At 72.7% G+C, this 19,115-nt stretch carries 18 protein-coding genes; 9 read left to right on the forward strand and 9 right to left on the reverse strand.

Going from position 1 to position 19,115, the window contains the following annotated elements:
- Positions 1–16: 16 nt before the first annotated feature.
- The 5 genes from ACLQ2S_RS25445 (at position 17) to ACLQ2S_RS25465 (ending at position 4,153) form a co-directional block, all read left to right on the forward strand.
- Entirely contained in the window at positions 17–877 is an 861-nt protein-coding gene (locus ACLQ2S_RS25445; protein ID WP_425703400.1) for a sensor histidine kinase, read from the forward strand.
- On the forward strand, positions 874–1,566 hold the full coding sequence (locus ACLQ2S_RS25450) for a response regulator (protein ID WP_155218078.1): 693 nt from the start codon (positions 874–876) through the stop codon (positions 1,564–1,566). The genes ACLQ2S_RS25445 and ACLQ2S_RS25450 overlap by 4 nt, the downstream gene beginning before the upstream one ends.
- Positions 1,567–1,626: 60 nt before the next feature.
- Complete coding sequence (locus tag ACLQ2S_RS25455) at positions 1,627–2,232, forward strand: DNA-3-methyladenine glycosylase (RefSeq protein ID WP_309223267.1); 606 nt, start codon at positions 1,627–1,629, stop codon at positions 2,230–2,232.
- Between the two features lie 131 nt (positions 2,233–2,363).
- The gene (locus tag ACLQ2S_RS25460; RefSeq protein WP_155218082.1) at positions 2,364–3,503 is read left to right on the forward strand and encodes an LLM class flavin-dependent oxidoreductase; all 1,140 of its coding nucleotides are present in this window, start codon (positions 2,364–2,366) and stop codon (positions 3,501–3,503) included.
- A 26-nt stretch (positions 3,504–3,529) separates the two neighbouring features.
- On the forward strand, positions 3,530–4,153 hold the full coding sequence (locus ACLQ2S_RS25465) for an FMN reductase (protein WP_155218224.1): 624 nt from the start codon (positions 3,530–3,532) through the stop codon (positions 4,151–4,153).
- 42 nt (positions 4,154–4,195) lie between these two features.
- Here the strand turns inward: ACLQ2S_RS25465 and ACLQ2S_RS25470 are convergent, their stop codons facing one another.
- The 5 genes from ACLQ2S_RS25470 to ppdK form a co-directional block, all read right to left on the reverse strand.
- On the reverse strand, positions 4,196–5,029 hold the full coding sequence (locus tag ACLQ2S_RS25470; RefSeq protein ID WP_425703403.1) for a universal stress protein: 834 nt from the start codon (positions 5,027–5,029) through the stop codon (positions 4,196–4,198).
- A gap of 69 nt (positions 5,030–5,098) precedes the next feature.
- Positions 5,099–5,995, reverse strand: a complete 897-nt coding sequence (locus tag ACLQ2S_RS25475) for a universal stress protein (protein WP_425703405.1) — start codon at positions 5,993–5,995, stop codon at positions 5,099–5,101.
- A gap of 33 nt (positions 5,996–6,028) precedes the next feature.
- The gene (locus tag ACLQ2S_RS25480) at positions 6,029–8,644 is read right to left on the reverse strand and encodes a cation-translocating P-type ATPase (protein ID WP_425703407.1); all 2,616 of its coding nucleotides are present in this window, start codon (positions 8,642–8,644) and stop codon (positions 6,029–6,031) included.
- Positions 8,645–8,849: 205 nt separating this feature from the next.
- A complete protein-coding gene (locus tag ACLQ2S_RS25485) occupies positions 8,850–9,290 on the reverse strand; it encodes a hypothetical protein (RefSeq protein ID WP_425703409.1) in 441 nt (146 codons plus the stop codon).
- 12 nt (positions 9,291–9,302) lie between these two features.
- On the reverse strand, positions 9,303–11,963 hold the full coding sequence (gene ppdK, locus ACLQ2S_RS25490) for a pyruvate, phosphate dikinase (RefSeq protein WP_425703411.1): 2,661 nt from the start codon (positions 11,961–11,963) through the stop codon (positions 9,303–9,305).
- 129 nt (positions 11,964–12,092) lie between these two features.
- On the opposite strand from ppdK, the gene ACLQ2S_RS25495 reads away from it, so the two are divergent.
- The 3 genes from ACLQ2S_RS25495 to ACLQ2S_RS25505 all read left to right on the forward strand — a co-directional run bounded on the left by ACLQ2S_RS25495 (position 12,093) and on the right by ACLQ2S_RS25505 (position 14,866).
- Entirely contained in the window at positions 12,093–12,572 is a 480-nt protein-coding gene (locus ACLQ2S_RS25495) for a GNAT family N-acetyltransferase (RefSeq protein ID WP_425703413.1), read from the forward strand.
- Positions 12,573–12,642: 70 nt separating this feature from the next.
- On the forward strand, positions 12,643–13,278 hold the full coding sequence (locus ACLQ2S_RS25500) for a hypothetical protein (RefSeq protein WP_309223270.1): 636 nt from the start codon (positions 12,643–12,645) through the stop codon (positions 13,276–13,278).
- 139 nt (positions 13,279–13,417) lie between these two features.
- A complete protein-coding gene (locus ACLQ2S_RS25505; RefSeq protein ID WP_309223271.1) occupies positions 13,418–14,866 on the forward strand; it encodes a hemolysin family protein in 1,449 nt (482 codons plus the stop codon).
- Between the two features lies 1 nt (position 14,867).
- Here the strand turns inward: ACLQ2S_RS25505 and ACLQ2S_RS25510 are convergent, their stop codons facing one another.
- The 4 genes from ACLQ2S_RS25510 to ACLQ2S_RS25525 form a co-directional block, all read right to left on the reverse strand.
- The gene (locus ACLQ2S_RS25510; protein WP_425703416.1) at positions 14,868–15,176 is read right to left on the reverse strand and encodes a PRC-barrel domain containing protein; all 309 of its coding nucleotides are present in this window, start codon (positions 15,174–15,176) and stop codon (positions 14,868–14,870) included.
- Positions 15,163–15,543, reverse strand: a complete 381-nt coding sequence (locus tag ACLQ2S_RS25515; protein WP_309223273.1) for a hypothetical protein — start codon at positions 15,541–15,543, stop codon at positions 15,163–15,165. The genes ACLQ2S_RS25510 and ACLQ2S_RS25515 overlap by 14 nt, the downstream gene beginning before the upstream one ends.
- Positions 15,540–16,766, reverse strand: coding sequence for an NRAMP family divalent metal transporter (locus tag ACLQ2S_RS25520; RefSeq protein WP_425703418.1), 1,227 nt, complete (start codon positions 16,764–16,766; stop codon positions 15,540–15,542). The genes ACLQ2S_RS25515 and ACLQ2S_RS25520 overlap by 4 nt, the downstream gene beginning before the upstream one ends.
- 80 nt (positions 16,767–16,846) lie before the next feature.
- Positions 16,847–17,239 (reverse strand): PaaI family thioesterase, encoded by a 393-nt coding sequence (locus tag ACLQ2S_RS25525; RefSeq protein ID WP_155218236.1) that lies wholly within the window; start codon positions 17,237–17,239, stop codon positions 16,847–16,849.
- Between the two features lie 107 nt (positions 17,240–17,346).
- Here ACLQ2S_RS25525 and tyrS point away from each other — a divergent pair, with 107 nt between their 5' ends.
- On the forward strand, positions 17,347–18,639 hold the full coding sequence (gene tyrS / locus ACLQ2S_RS25530) for a tyrosine--tRNA ligase (RefSeq protein ID WP_375335335.1): 1,293 nt from the start codon (positions 17,347–17,349) through the stop codon (positions 18,637–18,639).
- Positions 18,640–19,115 lie beyond the last annotated feature (476 nt).

Consider the following 19,115-nt stretch of genomic DNA (forward strand, 5'->3'; position numbering starts at 1 on the left):
TTCCTAGACTCGCGAGGTGGCACCTGACGGGCGACCGGCACGGCGATCCTGGCTGACCGCCGTCGCCGTCGTGGTGCCGGTGATCCTGCTCCTCTGCCTCACCACGGCGGGTGCCGAGGGGCCGGCCGGGACACTCCTGCTGACGCTGATCACCGCGGTCGCTGTCGTGGCGTCGCTCTGGGCGGTGCTGCGCGTCCGACACGAACGCCGGGTGTACGAGGACCGGCTGACCGCGTGGGCCGCCGAGCGGGCTGCGGCGGCCGAACGCCTGCGTATCGCCCGTGAGCTGCACGATCTGGTCTCGCACGGCATGGGCCTGGTCACCGTCCGTGCCGCCACGGCCGCGCGGATGACCGGGCCGACCGGTGCGACCGAACAGGCGAACGCGCTGTCCGACATCGAGAGGATCGGTCGGGAGACCACCGCCGAACTGCGGCGGATGCTCGACGTGCTCCGCGCACCGGGCGGCGAATCCGCTCCGTGGCGGCCACCCGACACGCTCGACGCCCTACCGGAGATCGTGCGGTCCGCCACCGCCACCGGGATCACCGCCACCGTCGACGTGCGGAACGTCGGTCAGGTGCCACCCGGCGTGCAACTCGCGGTGTGCGCGATCGTCCGCGAGGGGCTGAGCAACACCGCCCGGCACGCCGGTCCGACCCGCGCGCACGTCACCGTGGACCGCGACGGCGACGCGATCGTGGTGAGCGTACGCGACGACGGGCCCCGGCCCGGCTGGCGACCGCGCCCCGGTGCCGGGCACGGCCTGGACGGGCTACGCGAGCGGGTGAGCATGCTCGACGGTGCCCTGCACGTCGGTCCGGTCGGGCCGGGCTTCCACCTGACGGCACGGCTGCCGGCCCGGTGCTCCCCATGACCACTGAACCACCGGGTCGTGCCACCGCCATCCGGGTGCTCGTCGCGGACGACCAGCCGCTGCTGCGGCACAGCCTCGCCCTGCTCATCGACGGCACCCCGGGACTGACCGTCGTCGGTCAGGCCGCCACCGGAAACGAGGCGGTGTCGCTCACCCGGGAACGCCGTCCCGACGTCGTCCTGATGGACATCCGGATGCCCGACGGCGACGGCATCGAAGCGGCCGAACGCATCACCGCCGCCGCCGACCTGGGCGGCACCAGGGTCGTCGTGCTCAGCATGTTCGCGCTCGACGAGTACGTGGCCGCCGCGCTGCGCGCCGGAGCGCACGGTTTCCTGCTCAAGGACGCCCACCCGGACCAACTCGTCGACGCCATTCGGCGCACCCACGCGGGCGAGTCCCTCTTCGCCCCCAGCATCCTCACCCGTTTCGTCGCGCACTACCTCGACCGGCCCGGCCCGCCGGAGGTCCGGAGGATCGACGGGCTCACCGGGCGCGAGACGGAGGTGCTGTCTCTCGTGGCGCGCGGCCTGTCCAACGACGAGATCGCGCGGTCACTCACCATCTCGATCAAGACCGTCAAGACCCACATCGGCAACCTGCTCACCAAGCTCGACGCCCGGGATCGGGCGCAGCTCGTCATCGCCGCGTACGAGAACGACCTCGTCGCACGTCGACGCCCACAGTGACGGCCGGGTCGGATCAGCGCGAGGTTGCCGGTCGGGCGTCGGGCCGGGTTACCTGGACGGGTGGACCATCCCTGGCTGCGCGCTCCTGCCGCACACGTCGCCGAGACCGCACGCACGTTGCTCGGCTGGGAGGTGGCGGCGAACGGGGTCCGGATCAGGCTGACCGAGGTCGAGGCGTACGCGGGAACCGGGGTGGACCCCGCCTCGCACGCCCACCGAGGTCCCACGCCCCGGACGAGGGTCATGTTCGGCCCGGCCGGGTACGCCTACACCTATTTCGTCTTCGGCATGCACTGGTGTCTCAATGTCGTCTGTGGGGGTGAGGGGGAGGCGGCGGCGGTCCTGCTGCGCGCCGGTGAGGTGGTCGACGGCCTGGACCTGGCCCGCAAGCGACGCGGGGAGGTGCCCGACCGCGACCTCGCCCGTGGGCCGGCCCGGCTGGTGGTGGCGCTGGGTGTCGACGCGACGGCGAACGGCACCTGCGTGTTCGACGGGACCGGACCGTTGCTGTTGACGCCGTCGACCCGCCCGGTCGCACCGGCAGCCGTCTCCGCCGGGCCGCGCGTCGGCGTGGCCGCCGCCCACGAGGTGCCCTGGCGTTTCTGGATCACCGGCGACCCGACCGTCAGCCCGTACCGCCGGCACGTGCCACGACGACGAACCTGACGGTGCCGGGGATGGGAACGGCGGGGCGGGGGACACTGGCACAAGCCGGTGAGCGGAATAGTTGACGCGTCAACTATGTTGTCGGGAGCGTCGGGGCCACCCGCCCCGGTCGGACGACACGAGGAGCGGTCATGCAGTTCGGAGTCTTCACCGTCGGCGACGTCACGGTCGACCCGACCAACGGGCGGGAGCCGACCGAGGCCGAGCGGATCAAGGCGATGGTCACCATCGCGCTCAAGGCCGAGGAGGTCGGCCTCGACGTCTTCGCCACCGGCGAGCACCACAACCCGCCGTTCGTGCCCTCCTCACCCACCACCATGCTGGGCTACATCGCCGCCCGCACCGAGCGGCTGCTGCTCTCCACGGCGACCACGCTGATCACCACCAACGACCCGGTGAAGATCGCCGAGGACTACGCGATGCTGCAACACCTCGCCGACGGCCGGGTCGACCTGATGATGGGCCGGGGCAACACCGGGCCGGTCTACCCCTGGTTCGGCCAGGACATCCGCAACGGCATCCCGCTCGCGATCGAGAACTACGACCTGCTGCGCCGGCTCTGGCGCGAGGACGTGGTCGACTGGAAGGGCAAGTTCCGTACCCCCTTGCAGTCGTTCACCTCGACGCCACGCCCGCTCGACGGGGTGCCCCCGTTCGTGTGGCACGGCTCCATCCGCAGCCCGGAGATCGCCGAACAGGCCGCCTACTACGGCGACGGCTTCTTCGCCAACCACATCTTCTGGCCCGCCGAGCACACCCGGCGGATGGTCGGCCTGTACCGCCAGCGTTTCGCGCACTACGGTCACGGCAGCGCCGACCAGGCCATCGTGGGTCTCGGCGGTCAGGTCTTCATGCGCCGCAACTCCCAGGACGCGGTGCGCGAGTTCCGCCCGTACTTCGACAACGCGCCGGTCTACGGCCACGGACCCTCGCTGGAGGAGTTCACCGCGCAGACCCCGCTGACCGTGGGCAGCCCGCAGCAGGTCATCGACCGCACCCTCGGCTTCCGTGACTACGTCGGCGACTACCAGCGGCAACTGTTCCTCATCGACCATGCGGGGCTGCCCCTGAAGACCGTCCTGGAGCAGCTCGACCTGCTCGGTGAGGAGGTCGTGCCGGTGCTGCGCAAGGAGTTCGAGTCGCTGCGCCCGGCCCACGTGCCGCTGGCGCCGACCCACGCCTCGCTGCGGGCCGCCGCCGGTGGTGGCGGCGACAACACCGTGCACGCCGTCGACGACGTCACCGGCCGGGCACCGGAGCAGGCCCGATGACCCTGTCGGACGCCGGAGGCGGCCGGATGACCGCGCGTACCCTCGCCGTGGTCTCGGCCGGGCTCAGCCAGCCCTCCTCGACCCGGCTGCTCGCCGACCAGCTCGCCGCGGCCACCCGCGACGAGCTGGTCCGGCACGGCGAGCAGGTCACCCTGCGCCCGGTCGAGCTGCGCGAGCACGCCCACGACATCGTCAACCACCTGCTCACCGGCTTCCCGTCGGAATCGCTGCGGCAGGTCCTGGACGACGTCACCGGCGCCGACGGTCTGATCGCCGTCAGTCCGATCTTCAACGCCTCGTACAACGGGCTGTTCAAGTCGTTCTTCGACCTGGTCGACGCCGACGCCCTGAGTGGCCGTGCGGTGCTGATCGGCGCGACCGGCGGCACGGCACGGCACTCCCTGGCGCTGGAGCACGCGCTCCGCCCGATGTTCGCCTACCTGCGGGCGGTGGTGGCGCCGACCGCGGTCTTCGCCGCACCGGAGGACTGGGCCGGCGGTGCTGTCGACGGCGCGTTGCGCGCCCGGATCGACCGCGCCGGCCGGGAACTGGCCGACCTGGTACGGCGCAGCGCGCCGTCCGACGGGCCCGCCGACCCGTTCGCCCTCACCACCAGCTTCGACCAACTGCTCGGCGGCCAGGACACCTGACCACCCTCGACCGGGCCGCCGGCAGGCGGCCCGGTCGAGCTCTCACTGCTGCGGCTGGTGCGGGTGGGCGATGAGCACCGGGCACCGGGCATGGTGCACCAGCGCCTGGCTGACCGAGCCGAGCAACAGCCCGGCGAAGCCACCCCGACCGCGCGATCCGACCACCACCAGCGCCGCGTCCCCGCTCGCCTCGATCAGCGCGTGGTCGGCCTTCGGCGCGACGATCACCCGTTCGTCCACGGTCAGCCCCGGGTGGCTGCCCCGCGCCGCCGCCCCGGCGGTGGCGAGCAGCGCCGCCCCGTCGTCGTCCCCCTCGTCGGCGACGTGCACCAGCACCAGCGTGCCGCCCCGGCGGACAGCCTCCTCGGCGCCGTACCCGACGGCGAGTTCGGCCGACTCCGACCCGTCGACCCCGACCAGCACCGGCCCCTCGGTGGGAACCGGACGGTCCGGCGGTCGGATCACCAGCACCGGGCAGTGACCGTGCGAGGCGACCTGGGTGCCGACCGAACCGAGCAGCAGCCCGGCGAAGCCGCCCAGGCCCCGGCTGCCCACCACCAGCAGCTCCGCCCGGCGGGACTCCTCGACCAACGTCGCACCCGGCCCACCGGCCACCTGGCGTACCTCGACCGAGAGCCCGGGCCACCGGTCGACCAAGTCGGCGGCGGCCTGTTCGAGCATCTTGCGACCGTCCTCCGACGCCGCCGGTATGCCCACCTCGTACGGGTTGATCGGCACGCCGTAGCCGAGCGGGTGCAGGTAGCCGTGTACCAGGTGCAGCGGCCGGGATCGCCACACCGCCGCCTGCGCCGCGTGTTCCGCGGCCACCAGGCTCGGTGGCGATCCGTCCACCCCCACCACGACAGGTCGGTTCATCGTCTCTCCATCGGTCGGTCAGGTCATTGTCGAGGTGTCCCGCCCCGGGACACCTCGACACGCCACCGGTCAGGTCTCCTCGACCGTACGCAGTTTCCGGACGATCGCCAGCGGGGAGTGCGCGTGGTGCAGCACGGCGTGGCTGACCGAGCCGAGCAGCAACCCGCCCAGCGCCCCGCGTCCCCGGGCACCGACCACCACCAGTTGGGCGGTACGGGACTCCTCCACCAGCGCCCGACCGGGGGAGCCGCGCACCAACCGCCGCTGCACCGGCACCTCCGGATACTGCTCGGAGCAGCCCGCCACCGCCTCGGCGAGGACGCGTTCCTCCTCGTCCCGGAAGGCGTCCAGGTCGTAGACCAGCGGCAGGATGTCGCCCGGACCGACCGGGGTCGGATACAGCCACGCGCGCACCGCCACCAGCTCGGCGCCACGCCACGCCGCCTCCTCGAAGGCGAACCGGACGGCCTCCCGGGACAGCTCCGAGTCGTCGATCCCCACCACCACCGGCCCGTCCGCCCGCACCTCGCCGCGTACCACCAGCACCGGGCATTCGGCGTGCGCGCTGACCTGCACGGCCACCGAGCCGAGCAGCAGCCCGGCGAAGCCACCCAGACCACGATTGCCGAGGACGACCATCGCCGCGTCCCGGGCCTCGGCGAGCAGGACGGGACTTGCCGCCCCATCGACCACCGCGCCGGTCACCGCCACCTCCGGGGCCACCTTCCCGGCCTCGGCGACCGCCTCGGCGACGCACCGTTCGGCCTGGCCACGGAGCCCCGCGTCGGCGGGCGCGCCCGGCGCCGGCCCCAACGGCACCTTCATCAGCGGCCAGATGAACGCGTGCACGATCCGCAGCGGACGGTTCCGTTGCGCCGCCTCCCCCGCCGCGACGCGCACCGCCTGCAGGGCGGTCTCGGATCCGTCCACCCCCACCACGATGGGAGCACCGGTCTTGCTGACCATTACACTCTCCTCCTCGACGTCCCCGTCAGCCTGTCATCCGACGGCAGCGGAATGGGCGGACATGCCGTCGTCGGTACCCGGCGTTCGGCGGGTCAGCCGCAGCACCAGACCCGGCAGCACGCTGACCACGCCGCAGGCCAGCAACTCCGGGACACCGAGGGCCTCGGTGCCGAGCAGGTCCCGCAGCGGCGGCAGCAGCACCCCGGCGACCTGGAGCAGCGCGGAGAAGGCGACCGCGAGCGGCAACGCCGGATTCACCCACCGGTGCCCCGGCGGTCGGGGCGCGCGGACCGCCAGAGCGACCCCGAGCTGGGCCAGCCCGAGGACCACGAAGACCACCGACTGCCACGGACGGCCCCAGTGGGCGGCGAGCACGCCCGCGCCCAGGGTCACCGCCGCGATCAGTGCGCCGCCGACCAGGATCTGTCGGCCCAGCCCCGCGCCGAGCACCGACTCCTGCGGCGAGCGCGGTATCCGACGCAGGGCGCCGGGCTCGGCCGGCTCGGCGCCCAGGGCCACCCCGGGCACGCCGTGGGTGAGCAGGTTGATCCAGAGGATCTGCGCCGGCAGCAGCGGTACGGGCAGCCCGAACAACGGCCCGAGCAGCATCACCGCGATTTCCGCCACCCCGCCGGCGAGGGCGTAGCGCAGGAACCGGCGGATGTTGTCGTAGATCCGGCGACCCTCACCGATCGCGGTGGCCACCGTGGACAGATCGTCGTCGACCAGCACCAGGTCGGCCGCCTGCCGGGCCACCTCCGTACCGCCACCCATGGCCACGCCGATGTCAGCGCGGCGCAGGGCGGGCGCGTCGTTGACGCCGTCGCCGGTCATCGCCACCACGTGACCTCGGGACTGCAACCCGGCGATGATGTCGAGTTTCTGCTCCGGCTGCGTACGGGCGAACACCCGCGCCGCCGGTGGCGCCGCGGCCGGGTCGCCGTCGTCGCCGCGTACCACCGGGTCGCCCTCGGCCCACAGGCCCAACTGTCCGGCGATGGCCGCCGCGGTCGCCGGATGGTCGCCGGTGACCAGCACCAGCCGCACCCCGGCGTCGGCGAAACCGGCGGCGATCTGTGGCGCACCGGCACGCAGCGGATCGCCGACCGCGACCAGACCCACCGGACGCAGCCCGTCGGGGTACGCGGGGTCGGCCGGTGGCCGGTCCACCAGGGCGGCGGCCAGCGCCAGCACCCGCAGCCCGTCGCCGGCCAACCGCTGCGCGGCGGCGGTCAGCAGGGCCAACTCGTCGGCGTCGGCGTCCAGCAGCGGCGTGGTGAGCACGTTCTCCGGGGCGCCCTTGCACACCACCAGGTAGCCGCGCCCACACGCGCGGTGCACCGTGGTCATCCGGCGTAGCTGCTGGTCGAAGGGGTGTTCGGTGATCCGGGGCCAGGCGTTGCGGGTGCTCTGCGGGTCCAGGCCGCAGCGCGCGGCGAAGGCCACCAGGGCCGCCTCCAACGGATCACCCACGGCACCCCAGGACGGTCGCTGCTCGGTCGGCGGGGCGAGGGTCGCGTCGTTGCAGAGCAGCCCGGCCCGGGCCAGTCGGCGCAGCTCGTCCGGCACCGCCACCGGCGTGCCGTCGCGGTGCACGGTGCCGTGCGGGGCGTACCCGCTGCCGGTGACCCCGAACCGTACGCCGTCGCCGGTGACCGCCTGCTGCACGGCCATCCGCCCCTCGGTGAGGGTGCCGGTCTTGTCCGAGGCGATCACGGTGACCGAGCCGAGCGTCTCCACCGCGTGCAGCCGGCGGGGGATCGCCCGCGCCGTGGCCATTCGGCGCGCACCGAGCGCGAGGGCCAGCGTCACCACGGCGGGCAGCGACTCCGGCACCGCGGCGACCACCAGGCTCACCGCGGTGACCGCCATCTCCACCAGGGGTCGACCGCTGAGCAGACCGACGGCGAAGACCAGCCCGGACAGGGCCACCGCGGCCAGGCCGAGGATCCGGCCGAGCGAGCCGAGACGACGTTGCAGCGGGGTGGCCGCCGGTCGGGTGGTGGCCGCCAGGGTGGCGATCCGGCCGAGCGCGCTCGCCGCGCCGGTGCGTACCACCGTGCCGTCGGCCCGACCGGTGGTCACCACCGTGCCGGCGCTGACCTCCTCACCCGCCGCCCGGCAGACCGGCACCGACTCCCCGGTCAGGGCCGACTCGTCCAGGTGCAGCCGGCTCGCCTCGTGCAGCAGCAGGTCGGCGGGAACCACGTCGCCGGCCTCGACCCGCACCAGGTCACCCCGGACGAGCTCGGTTGCGGGCAGCACCGCGTGCCGACCGTCGCGGACCACCCGGGCGGTCGGTGCGGCGAGCTGATCGAGCGCGGCGATGGCCCGGTCGGCGCGTACCTCCTGCACCACGCCGATCGCCGTGTTGACTGCGACCACGAGCAGGATCACCGCGGTGTCGGGGTAGTCCCGCAGGACCGTGGTGACCACGGCGGCGGCGAGCAGCAGGGCGACCAGGGGATCGGAGAGCTGATGCACGATCCGGGTCGCGAGGTGCCGGCGGGGCGGTGTCGCGGCGGCGTTCGGTCCGTCGATCCGTAGCCGCCGGGCGGCCTCGGCCGAACTGAGCCCGGCGTCGGGTGCCGCCGCGACGATGCTCTCCCTGCGTACGTCCCCGTCCGCGACCTGGACCTGTCCGGCCACCGTCCGCTCCGCCCTGTGTGCCGGGCGTGCCCCGGCGGCACGCCCCTTCGACACCAGCCTCGCCGAGGTCGACTCCGCCCGGCAAGGGCGATCCGCCCGCGCGCCCCGGGACCAACGGCCCTGCCGCATGGTCCCCGTCGACGTGGTCACGCCCCGAGCGACATCACCGAACGTGCCCGCCGGGACGCGACGGGCGGCGTCGTGCTCAGCGTTCAGGGACTAGGCGGCGGGCCCGTAGCAGGCGAGCCCACCGGGGACGGGCAGCCCGGGGCAGTGGTGTGCGTACCCCGCGGAAGCTGACCCAGCCGCCCGGTCCCATGCTCAGCCGGCCGACGGCGGGTGGTCGCCGCCGAACCAGCGCCGTGGCACCGGCGGTGACCAGTCCGACGGCCAACACCCCGGCGGTGGCGACCAGCAGCCGGTCCGGGTCGGGCAGCGGCCGGTACCGGACGTGTCCGCCGGTGGCGACGAACACCCCGACCGGGCGTCCGTCGCGGTTCACCGGCACCAGGGCGGCTGGCGGCGTGCCGGGCAGTTCCAGCACCGGCCCGACCGACAGCGGCGCTGCCGGCTGCTGCGCCGTTTCCGGGGCAGCTCGGGGCGGAACCAGCAGATTCGGCCCGGTGGCGTTGAAGATCGCAGTCATCTCGGGTACCTCCTATCGGGCGTCGGAGCCGGCGCAGTCGCGGGCCACCGCGGCCCGACCGGCGGCCAACCGGGCGATCGGCACCCGGTACGGCGAGCAGGAGACGTAGTCGAGTCCGGCCTTGGCGAAGAACTCCACCGACTCCGGGTCACCGCCGTGCTCGCCGCAGACACCGACGGTCAGGCCGGGGTGCGCGGCCCGGCCCTCGGCCACCGCCAGGCGGACCAGCCGGCCCACCCCGGCGACGTCGACGGTCTCGAACGGCGACGCCTCGACGATGCCCCGCTCCAGGTAGTCGTGGAGGAAGGAGCCCTCCCCGTCGTCGCGGGAGAACGCCCAGGTGGTCTGGGTCAGGTCGTTGGTGCCGAAGGAGAAGAACTGCGCCTCGCCCGCGATCGCCCCAGCGGTCAACGCCGCGCGCGGCGTCTCGACCATCGTGCCGACCGGGATCGGCGGTGCACCCGGGACGGTGGCCAGCACGTCGGCCACCTCGGCCCGCACCGCGGCCAGCTCATGCACGTCGACGACCAGCGGCACCATGATCTCGGGGCGCGGGTCGCCGCCCTCGGCCACCCGCCGCGCCGCCGCCTCGGCCACGGCTCGGACCTGCATCGCGAACAGACCCGGCACCGTCAGACCCAAGCGGACCCCGCGCAGGCCCAGCATCGGGTTGCTCTCCTGCATGCGGCGGACGGCGGCCAGCAGCACCGCGTCGTGGCCCGGGTCCTGCCCGAGCGCCTCCGCCCGGGCCACCCGCGCGGCCAGCTCGGGCAACGGGGGCAGGAACTCGTGCAGCGGCGGGTCGAGCAGCCGGATGGTCACCGGCAGGCCGTCCATCGCCGCGAGAATCGCGACGAAGTCCTCCCGCTGCAACGGCAGCAGCTCCGCCAGCGCGGCGTGCACCTCGTTCAGCCCGTCGGCCAGGATCAACCGCTCCACCAGGGCCCGGCGGGCGCCGAGGAACATGTGCTCGGTACGGCACAGCCCGACGCCGTCCGCGCCGAGTGTCCGCGCCCGCGACGCGTCGTCCGGGGTGTCGGCGTTGGCGCGTACGCCGAGCCGCCGCACCGAGTCGGCGTGCCGCAGCAGCCGATCCACCGCCGACACCAGCCGGTCGGACTCCGGCGCCAGCTCACCGGCGAGGTAGCGGGTCACCGGGGACGGACGCACCGGCACCTCGCCGAGGTAGATCCGGCCGGTGGTGCCGTCGATGGAGATGAGGTCACCGGTCCGGACCGTCCGGTCGCCGACGCGGAACTCGCCGCGCTCCGGGTCGATCTCCAGCGCCTCCGCCCCGCAGACGCAGGTGCGTCCCATGCCCCGGGCGACCACCGCGGCGTGCGAGGTCTTGCCTCCCCGTGCGGTGAGGATTCCGGCAGCGGCGATCATGCCGGGCAGGTCGTCCGGGTTGGTCTCCCGGCGGACCAGGATCACCGGTCCGTCCGCTCCGGTGGCGGCGGCGTTGTCGAAGACCACCCGGCCGGCGGCGGCCCCGGGCGAGGCGCCGACGCCGGTGGCCAACGGCTCCGGCGTGGCTTCGGGGTCGAAGGTGGGGAACATCAGCTGGGCGAGTTGCGCGCCGCTGACCCGGGTCAACGCCTCGTCCCAGCTGATCAGACCCTCGTCGGCGAGCTGCGCGGCGATCACGAACGCGGCTGCCGGGGTTCGCTTGCCCACCCGGGTCTGCAACATCCACAACCGGCCCCGTTCGATGGTGAACTCCACGTCGCACAGGTCCCGGTAGTGCCGCTCCAGCGTCGTCATGATCCCGGTCAGCCGGCGGTAGCTGGCCGGGTCGAGCCGGGACAGTTCGTCCAGGCCCACCGTGTTGCGGACCCCGGCCACCACGTCCTCGCCCTGGGCGTCGGACAGGTAGTCGCCGTACACGCCGGGCGCGCCGGTGGCCGGATCACGGGTGAACGCCACCCCGGTACCCGAGTCCGGGCCCAGGTTGCCGAAGACCATCGCCATCACGTTGACCGCGGTGCCCAGGTCGTCGGGAATGTGTTCGCGGCGTCGGTAGAGCACCGCCCGGGAGGCGTTCCACGACTCGAAGACCGCCCGGATCGCCAGGTAGAGCTGCTCGTGCGGGGCCTGCGGGAAGTCGTGACCGACCCGGTCGGCGAACACCTTCTTGTACGTCTCGACCAGCCCGTGCAGCTGCTCCGCCGTCGGACCGTCCGGCCCGGCGGTGGCCCGCAACGCGTCAAGTTCCCGTTCGAACTCCTCGGCCGGCACGCCGTGCACCGTCCGACCGAACATCTGGATCAACCGTCGGTACGAGTCCCAGGCGAACAGCTCGTCGCCGCTGATCCGGGCCAGCGCCGTCACGGTGGCGTCGTTGAGCCCGATGTCCAGGATCGTCTCCATCATCCCGGGCATCGAGTAGCGTCCGCCGGACCGGACGGCCAGCAGCAGCGGCTCAGCCGGGTCGCCGAGCCGCCGGCCCAGCCGCACCTCGATCTCCCGCAGGTGGGCGTTCACCTCGTCGAACAGTCCTTCTGGAATTGCCCGGTCGGCGAGGTACGCCCGGCACGCATCGGTGCTGACGGTGAAACCCGGCGGCACCGGTAGTCCGAGCCGGGTCATCTCGGCGAGGTTGGCGCCCTTGCCGCCGAGCAGGTCGGCCATGTCGCGACCGCCCTCGATGAAGTCGTACACGTACCTGGTCATGACCCGGCCTCCACTTCGCCGTTGATGCCTCTGCCTCGTTGGTAGCAACGCCGCCGCCGGTGGGGGCAGGGCCGAAAGCCGATCCGAGCAGGGCCGCTGGTCCTCAACCCGACGGCGTATGGTCGGCCGGTGACCGATGACCTGCGGCTCCGCCCGGTGCGCGAGGACGACCTGGTGGAGTTTTTCGTGCACCAGCTCGACCCGGAGGCCAGCCGAATGGCCGCCTTCGGTGCCGAGGACCCGACGGACCGGCGGGCGTTCGCCGCGCACTGGGTCCGCATCCTCACCGGCCCGGAGAACCTGGCCCGCACGGTGACCGTCGACGGCACGGTGGTCGGTCACGTGCTGGCCTTCCCGGTCGCCGATGCCTTCGAGGTCAGCTACTGGATCGACCGGGCGCACTGGGGACGTGGGTACGCCACCCGCGCCCTGGCCGCGCTGCTGCGGGAGGTCACGCGCCGGCCGCTGGTGGCGCGGGCGGCCACCGACAACACCGCCTCGCTGGCGGTGCTGCGCCGGTGCGGGTTCGTGGTGCGCGGCACCGACCGGGCGTACGCCCCGGGCCGGGGCCACGAGGTCGACGAGTACGTCCTGGAACTACCGGCGTGATCCTTACCCGCTGCGGCGTGATCCGCCCCCTGAAACGGAGGTTGACCAGGGCGGCGACTACCCTCGCGGGGTGAACTGGCTGGAACTGACCGGCTGGGCCGGCTCCGCGTTGCTGGTGTGGTCGCTGCTGCAGACGCGCATCCTCCGGCTGCGCGCCCTCAACCTGGTCGGCTGCGCCGTCCTGATCGGCTACAACGCCGCGATACAGGTCTGGCCCATGGTCGGACTGAACGTGGTGCTGGCCGTGATCAACATCTGGTACCTGCGGCGGCTGCTCACCACCCGCCACGACGAGCAGACCTACCAGGTGGTCGAGGTGGGCGCCGACGACGCGTTCCTGGCCCACACGCTGCGGGTGCACGCCGCCGACATCGCCCGCTTCAACCCGGGGTTCCACCCGGACCAACCGGCGGGTCGATCGGCCTTCCTCGTGGTACGCGCCGACGAGGTCGTCGGTGTGGTGCTGGTGCGCGACGTCGGCGACGGAGTGGCCCAGGTCGACCTGGACTACGTCACCCCGCCGTTTCGGGATTTCACCCCCGGCGAGTTCGTCTACCGGCGCAGCAGCCTGTTCACCGACCGGGGCTTCCGTCAGGTGGTGAGCCCACCGGGCATGATCGCCCCGTACTACCACCGGCTCGGGTTCCACCGGGCGGGGGAGTCGTACGTGCTGGATCTGCCCGCCCCCGCGCTGCCCCAGGGCTGACCGTCCCGCCCGTCGCGCCAGCGCTGGCTGTCGCGGCCGTGGTGCCAGGGCGATGATTCACCGCCGGAACGAGTGGGCATAGGCACCGCTACGCCGGTGGGGCCGCCACCGGGCGCGGTCCAGCGAGGGAGAACCGGGCGTGCAGAGCTACTGGAGCCAGCTGGCCCTGGTCGCAGTCCTGATCGTGTTGAACGCGATCTTCGCGGGGAGCGAGCTGGCGCTGGTCTCGCTGCGCGACAGCCAGGTCCAGCGGCTGGAACGCACCGGGCGCACGGGCCGGGTGCTGGCCCGGCTGGCCCGCGACCCCAACCGCTTCCTGGCCACCATCCAGATCGGCATCACCCTGGCCGGGTTCCTCGCCTCGGCCGCCGCCGCGGTGTCGCTGGCCAAGCCGCTGGTGCCGGTGCTGGAAGGGATCCTCGGCCGGGCCGCCGGCCCGGTCTCCGTGGTGCTGGTCACCTTGGTGCTGACCTTCGTCACCCTGGTCTTCGGCGAGCTGGCCCCGAAACGGATCGCGATGCAGATCCCGGAGCGCTGGGCGCTGCTCGTCGCCCGGCCGCTCAACCTGCTGGCCGCCCTCACCCGGCCGGCCGTCTGGGTGCTCGGTGCCACCAGCGACCTGGTGGTCCGACTCTTCGGGCTGGACCCGAAGCCCGAGCGGGACGAGATCAGCCCGGACGAGCTGCGGGACATCGTGGCCGGCCACCATGGCTTCACCAAGGAGCAGCAGACCATCATCGCCGGCGCCGTGGAGATCGCCGAGCGACGGCTCCGGGCCGTGCTGGTGCCGAGGTTGCGGGTCTTCTGCCTGGACAGCGGCACCACGGCGGAGGCCGCCCGAATCGTGCTGGCCGCCTCCGGGCACTCCCGCGCGCCGGTGGTACGCCACGGAGGGCTGGACGACGCGGTGGGCGTGATCCACCTGCGGGACCTGGTCGGCGTCGGCGGCGACCAGCCGGTCGACGAGTACGCCCGCGCGCCGATGCTGCTGCCGGACTCGGTGCCGGTGGTCGACGCGCTGCGCCGGTTCAAGGCCGAACGCCAGCACATGGCCCTGGTCGTCGACGAGCGCGGTGCCGTCGAGGGCATCGTCACCCTGGAAGACATCCTCGAGGAGATCGTCGGGGAGATCTACGACGAGACCGACCGCGATGTCGGCGAGGTACGCACCGACGCCGACGGTGCGTTGCTGTTGCCGGGCACGTTTCCCATCCACGACCTCTCCGACATCGGTGTGGAGCTGCCCGGACGCCCGGACGGCGAGTACACCACCGTGGCCGGGCTGGTCCTGGCCGGTCTCGGCCGGATCCCCGCCGCCGGGGAGCAGCTGACCGTCGACGGCTGGCGGCTGGAGGTGACCCTCGCCGACGACCGGGTGGTCTCCGGTGTCCGGCTGCGTCGCACGGCCCAGACGCGCACGGACCCGGACGAGCCCGTCGTCGAGGTGCCCGCATCCGATCCGGCCGTACCCGCCGACGTGCCCGAGCCCGCTGTCCCCGCCGCCGTGGACGCGCCCGAGACGCGCCCGGACGGCACGGCGGGCACGCCGACGGATCTGCCGCCGGTGCTGGACGGCAACCGGCGCTGAGTCAACCCGCCGGGTCGGCAGCGGGCGGCTCCGGCAGCGGTGGGTCCAACCGCACCCGGTCGAGCGGCAGCTGCCTGGTGCGGCGACCGAGCATCCGGGCCAGCGCGCGGATCGCCCACGGACCCGACGGGTGCCGTTGCGGACCGATCAGCCGCCCACTCATCCGCCCGTACCAGTGCCGCGCGACGACCAGGTCGGTCAGCCGCAGCGGGCCGTCGGCGGGACCCCGCAGGACGAGGTCCACCACCCGACCCAACCGGCGGCCCTGGAGGTCGTACGCGGTCCGGCCGAGCAGCTCACCCGCTCGCACGGTTCGCTCCCGGGATCCGGCCGATCAGATTCCGGCGCAACCACTGCTCCACCGGCGAGGTGGGCAGCTCGTCGGCGCCCACTCGCAGCCACACCGCACTGTCGACCCGCTCGATCAGGGCGTACGGGATGCGCAGCGGCCGCATCGGGCGATCCGTGACGAACTGCTCGGCGGCCAGCACCAGCATCCGTCCGAGCCGCCCGCCGACCCGCTGCCCGAGCACCCCCGGCCCGCTGAGCAGCGACCGCAGGTACGGCACGCCGTCCGCGTCGAACGCGAACTCCACGTCGTCGACCTTGCCGATCAGCCGCCCGTCCCGGTCGACGAGTTGCCGGTCGAGCAGCTGTTGGCTGACCTGGATCCTCACTGGCCCATCCTCGTACCGATCGCCAGCGGTACGGCGACGATCGACGCGACGAGGATGACCAGCAGCAGCACCGAGCCCAGCAGGTTGAGTGCTCGACCGTTGACCCGGTCGCCCAGGTAGGTGCGGTCGTTGGCGACCACCAGGATCGGCAGGTAGGTCAGCGGCAACGCCACCGCACTGATAATCAACATGTACTCGGTGAGCGTCACCGGGTCGACCGTGGTGAGCAGCAGGAGCACCCCGAGCAGCACGCTGACCAGCAGTACCGTGTGGAAGCGGGCCGCCTCGCGGGGACTGACCCGCTTGCCCCACTGCCAGCCGAAGTACTGCGCGGCGGCGTACGCGGCGGACAGGCCGGTCTCCAGCGCGGCGCCGAAGGTGACCGCGAAGAACGCCAGCGCGGCCACCGCCAGACCGACCGCGCCGAAGGCCAGCACCACCGGGTGCGCTACCTGGTCGAGCCCGTCCACCGACAGCCCGGCGGGGCGCAGCACCACGGCCGCTGTGGCGATCAGCGACAGGGCGAGGAAACCGCCGATCGGGAAGCCGACCAGCACGCTGAACCGGGCGTCGGCGAGGTCGTCCGCGCTCCAGCGTTCCTCCACTCCGCCCGAGGAGAAGAAGAACACCTCGTACGGGCTGACCGTCGAGGCGAACAGCGCCACCGCCACGAACCAGTACGCCCCCCACCCCTGGCCGGAGTCGTCCGGTGCCACGGCGCTGCGGCCGAGCGACGCCCAGTCGGTCGGCAGCCAGAACAGGGCGACGGCGAAGACCACCAGAGCGAGCCCGGCCAGCCCGAAGACCCGTTCCATCACCGGGAACCGCATCCGCCACAGCACCAGCCAGACCGCGATCCCGGCGATCGGCACCCAGAGCAGGTACGGCACCCCGGTGGCCAGCCGCAACGCCAGCGCCACCCCGCCCAGCTCGGCGGCCAGGGTGATCACCGTGACCAGGTAGGAGGCCACCAGGTTGACCAGCGCCATCCGCGCGCCGAGCCGCTCCCGGATCAGGTCGAAGACCGCCCGGCCGGTCACCGCCGCGATCCGTCCGGCCATTTCCGCGTACGCGCAGATCGCCACGACCCCGAGCAGGAGCACCCAGGTGTGCGCCATCCCGAAGCGGGCACCGGCCTGACCGGCGGCGACCAGGTCGCCGATGTCGACGAAGCCGCCGACCGCCGACAGGATGCCGAGGGTGGCGGCGAGGAGCTTCCTCACGTCGGCGGCCAGGGCTCGGTCATCGACGCGACGATAACGCCGCGAAAGCCGCTATCTACCCAAAACCGCTACGCCTTCGGTCAGGCACCCCGCTCGCTGGCGTCCGGATAGAGGTTCTGGAGGCGGACCTGGCCTCGGGCGACCAACTGCCCGTCCGCGTCGGTGATCTCCACCTGCCACAGCTGTTGGCTCCGCCCCCGGTGCACCGGGGTGGCGACCGCGACCAACTCACCGTCGCGTACGGCCCGCAGGAAGTCGGTCTGGTTGGACACGCCGACCACCCGCCCACGCTCGCCCAGCCACACCCCGGCCCCCAGGCTCGCCGCCGTCTCCACCACCGAGCAGTGCACCCCGCCGTGCAGGATGCCGTACGGCTGGTGCAGCTCCGGGCGGACCCGCCAGCGGATCGTGACCCGGTCTCCGCTGATCTCGTCCAACTCCAGCCCGAGCAGGGCGAAGAAGCCGCCCGACATCACCGACACGTCCACGGTCACCTCCACGATCTTGGAATGGCCAGCCTAGTGCCGGTGTGTTCCGGCGGAACCCGGTAGGGCCGGACCGGGCTGATGGGGGACAATCGGTGATCGTGACCGACAGCAACCTCCCGCCGGTCCGGCGGGACTCCCTCACGGACGACCTGCGCTGGCGGGGCCTGATCCAGGACTCCACCGACCCGGACGAACTGCGCGCGCTGCTCGACGGTCCGGGAGCCTCCTTCTATGTGGGCTTCGACCCGACCGCGCCGAGTCTGCACGCCGGCCATCTCATGCAGGTCACCACCGCCCGCCGCCTCCAACTCGCCGGGCACCGGCCGTTGCTGCTGGTGGGGGGTGCGACCGGGCAGATCGGCGACCCGAAGGAGAGCGCGGAACGGACCCTCAACCCACCGGAGGTGGTGGCGAGCTGGGTCCAGCGGATCCGCGACCAGCTGGCACCCTTCGTGTCGTACACCGGGGATCACGCCGCCCGCCTGGTCAACAACCTGGACTGGACCGGTGAGATGTCGGTGGTGGAGTTCCTGCGTGACGTCGGCAAGCACTTCCCGGTCAACCGGATGCTGGCGCGTGAGGTGGTCCGGGCCCGGCTGGAGAGCGGGATCAGCTTCACCGAGTTCAGCTACCAGCTGCTCCAGGCCAACGACTTCTTCGAGCTGCACCGTCGGCACGGCTGTCAGCTCCAGTTCGGCGGTTCCGACCAGTGGGGCAACATCACCGCCGGAGTCGACTACGTCCGGCGACGTGGGCTCGGCCCGGTGCAGGCGTTCACCACCCCGCTGGTGACCAAGTCGGACGGCTCGAAGTTCGGCAAGACCGAGGGCGGGGCGATCTGGCTCGATCCCGAGATGACCAGCCCGTACGCCTTCTACCAGTTCTGGATCAACGTCGACGACAGCGATGTGGCGCGTTACCTGCGCTACTTCAGCTTCCGTTCCCGGGAGGAGCTGGAGGAGCTGGAGAAGGAGGTCGCGGAGCGGCCGGCGGCGCGGGCGGCGCAACGCGCCCTCGCCGAGGAGCTGACCACCCTGGTGCACGGCGAGCGGGAGATGGCCCAGGCGGTCGCCGCCAGCCAGGCCCTGTTCGGCCGGGGCTCGTTGGAGGAGCTGTCCATGGAGACGCTGCGCGCCGCGCTCACCGAAGCCGGTCTGGTACGCGTCGACACCCTCCCGGAGGTGGCCGCCCTGTTCAAGGAGTCCGGCCTGGTGCCGAGCATGAAGGAGGCACGGCGGGTCATCGCCGAGGGTGGCGCGTACGTCAACAACACCCGGGTCACCGCGACCGACGCCGTGGTCTCCCCGTCGGACCTGCTGCACGGCAGGTACCTCGTGCTGCGTCGGGGCAAGCGCTCCTTCGCCGGGGTGGAGGTCACCTCCTGACCGCCGACCGGCAGGTGTGACGTGGGACGCGTCCGGTGGATTTGACGATCAATCCACCGGACGCGTAACTTCTCTCTGCCAGCGCGGAACGGACGAAACAGGTCGAAAGACCCCAGGCCGGAGCGCAGGTAGACCCTCTCGGATCGGATGGATGTCCTCCATCGCGTCCGGGCCGGGCGGTGCCCCAGATTCGCCGGGAGGCGGATTTGGTGGGGCGGAACCGACCGGGTATGGTTGTCGACCGGCAGGGCCCCAGGCGCGCTTAACGGGAAACCGCAGCGGCTGGCCTGCCAAAACCAGGATCAGCTCTGGCGAAAGCCAGCCGGATCGTGGTGCCCGGATAACGGGTGGAAGCGTGACAAAGCGGCACGAGCCGGTTTGACACGACAGAAACCACCGGGTAACGTAGTAAAAGTGCCCGGTGCGGTTGTGGTCGGGTGTGGTGCCCCGGATGGCGGCCCGTTGGTGGGTTGTTT

The organism is Micromonospora sp. DT48 (assembly GCF_049844495.1).
Taxonomy (GTDB): domain Bacteria; phylum Actinomycetota; class Actinomycetes; order Mycobacteriales; family Micromonosporaceae; genus Micromonospora.

Excerpts from the sequence above, each read along its gene's own strand:
- ACLQ2S_RS25465 (WP_155218224.1), top strand. The coding sequence starts at position 3,530 with ATGACCGCGCGTACCCTCGCCGTGGTCTCGGCCGGGCTCAGCCAGCCC.
- ACLQ2S_RS25525 (WP_155218236.1), bottom strand. The coding sequence starts at position 17,239 with ATGTCGGGCGGCTTCTTCGCCCTGCTCGGGCTGGAGTTGGACGAGATC.
- ppdK (WP_425703411.1), bottom strand. The coding sequence starts at position 11,963 with ATGACCAGGTACGTGTACGACTTCATCGAGGGCGGTCGCGACATGGCC.
- ACLQ2S_RS25450 (WP_155218078.1), top strand. The coding sequence starts at position 874 with ATGACCACTGAACCACCGGGTCGTGCCACCGCCATCCGGGTGCTCGTC.
- ACLQ2S_RS25475 (WP_425703405.1), bottom strand. The coding sequence starts at position 5,995 with ATGGTCAGCAAGACCGGTGCTCCCATCGTGGTGGGGGTGGACGGATCC.
- ACLQ2S_RS25460 (WP_155218082.1), top strand. The coding sequence starts at position 2,364 with ATGCAGTTCGGAGTCTTCACCGTCGGCGACGTCACGGTCGACCCGACC.
- ACLQ2S_RS25470 (WP_425703403.1), bottom strand. The coding sequence starts at position 5,029 with ATGAACCGACCTGTCGTGGTGGGGGTGGACGGATCGCCACCGAGCCTG.
- ACLQ2S_RS25485 (WP_425703409.1), bottom strand. The coding sequence starts at position 9,290 with ATGACTGCGATCTTCAACGCCACCGGGCCGAATCTGCTGGTTCCGCCC.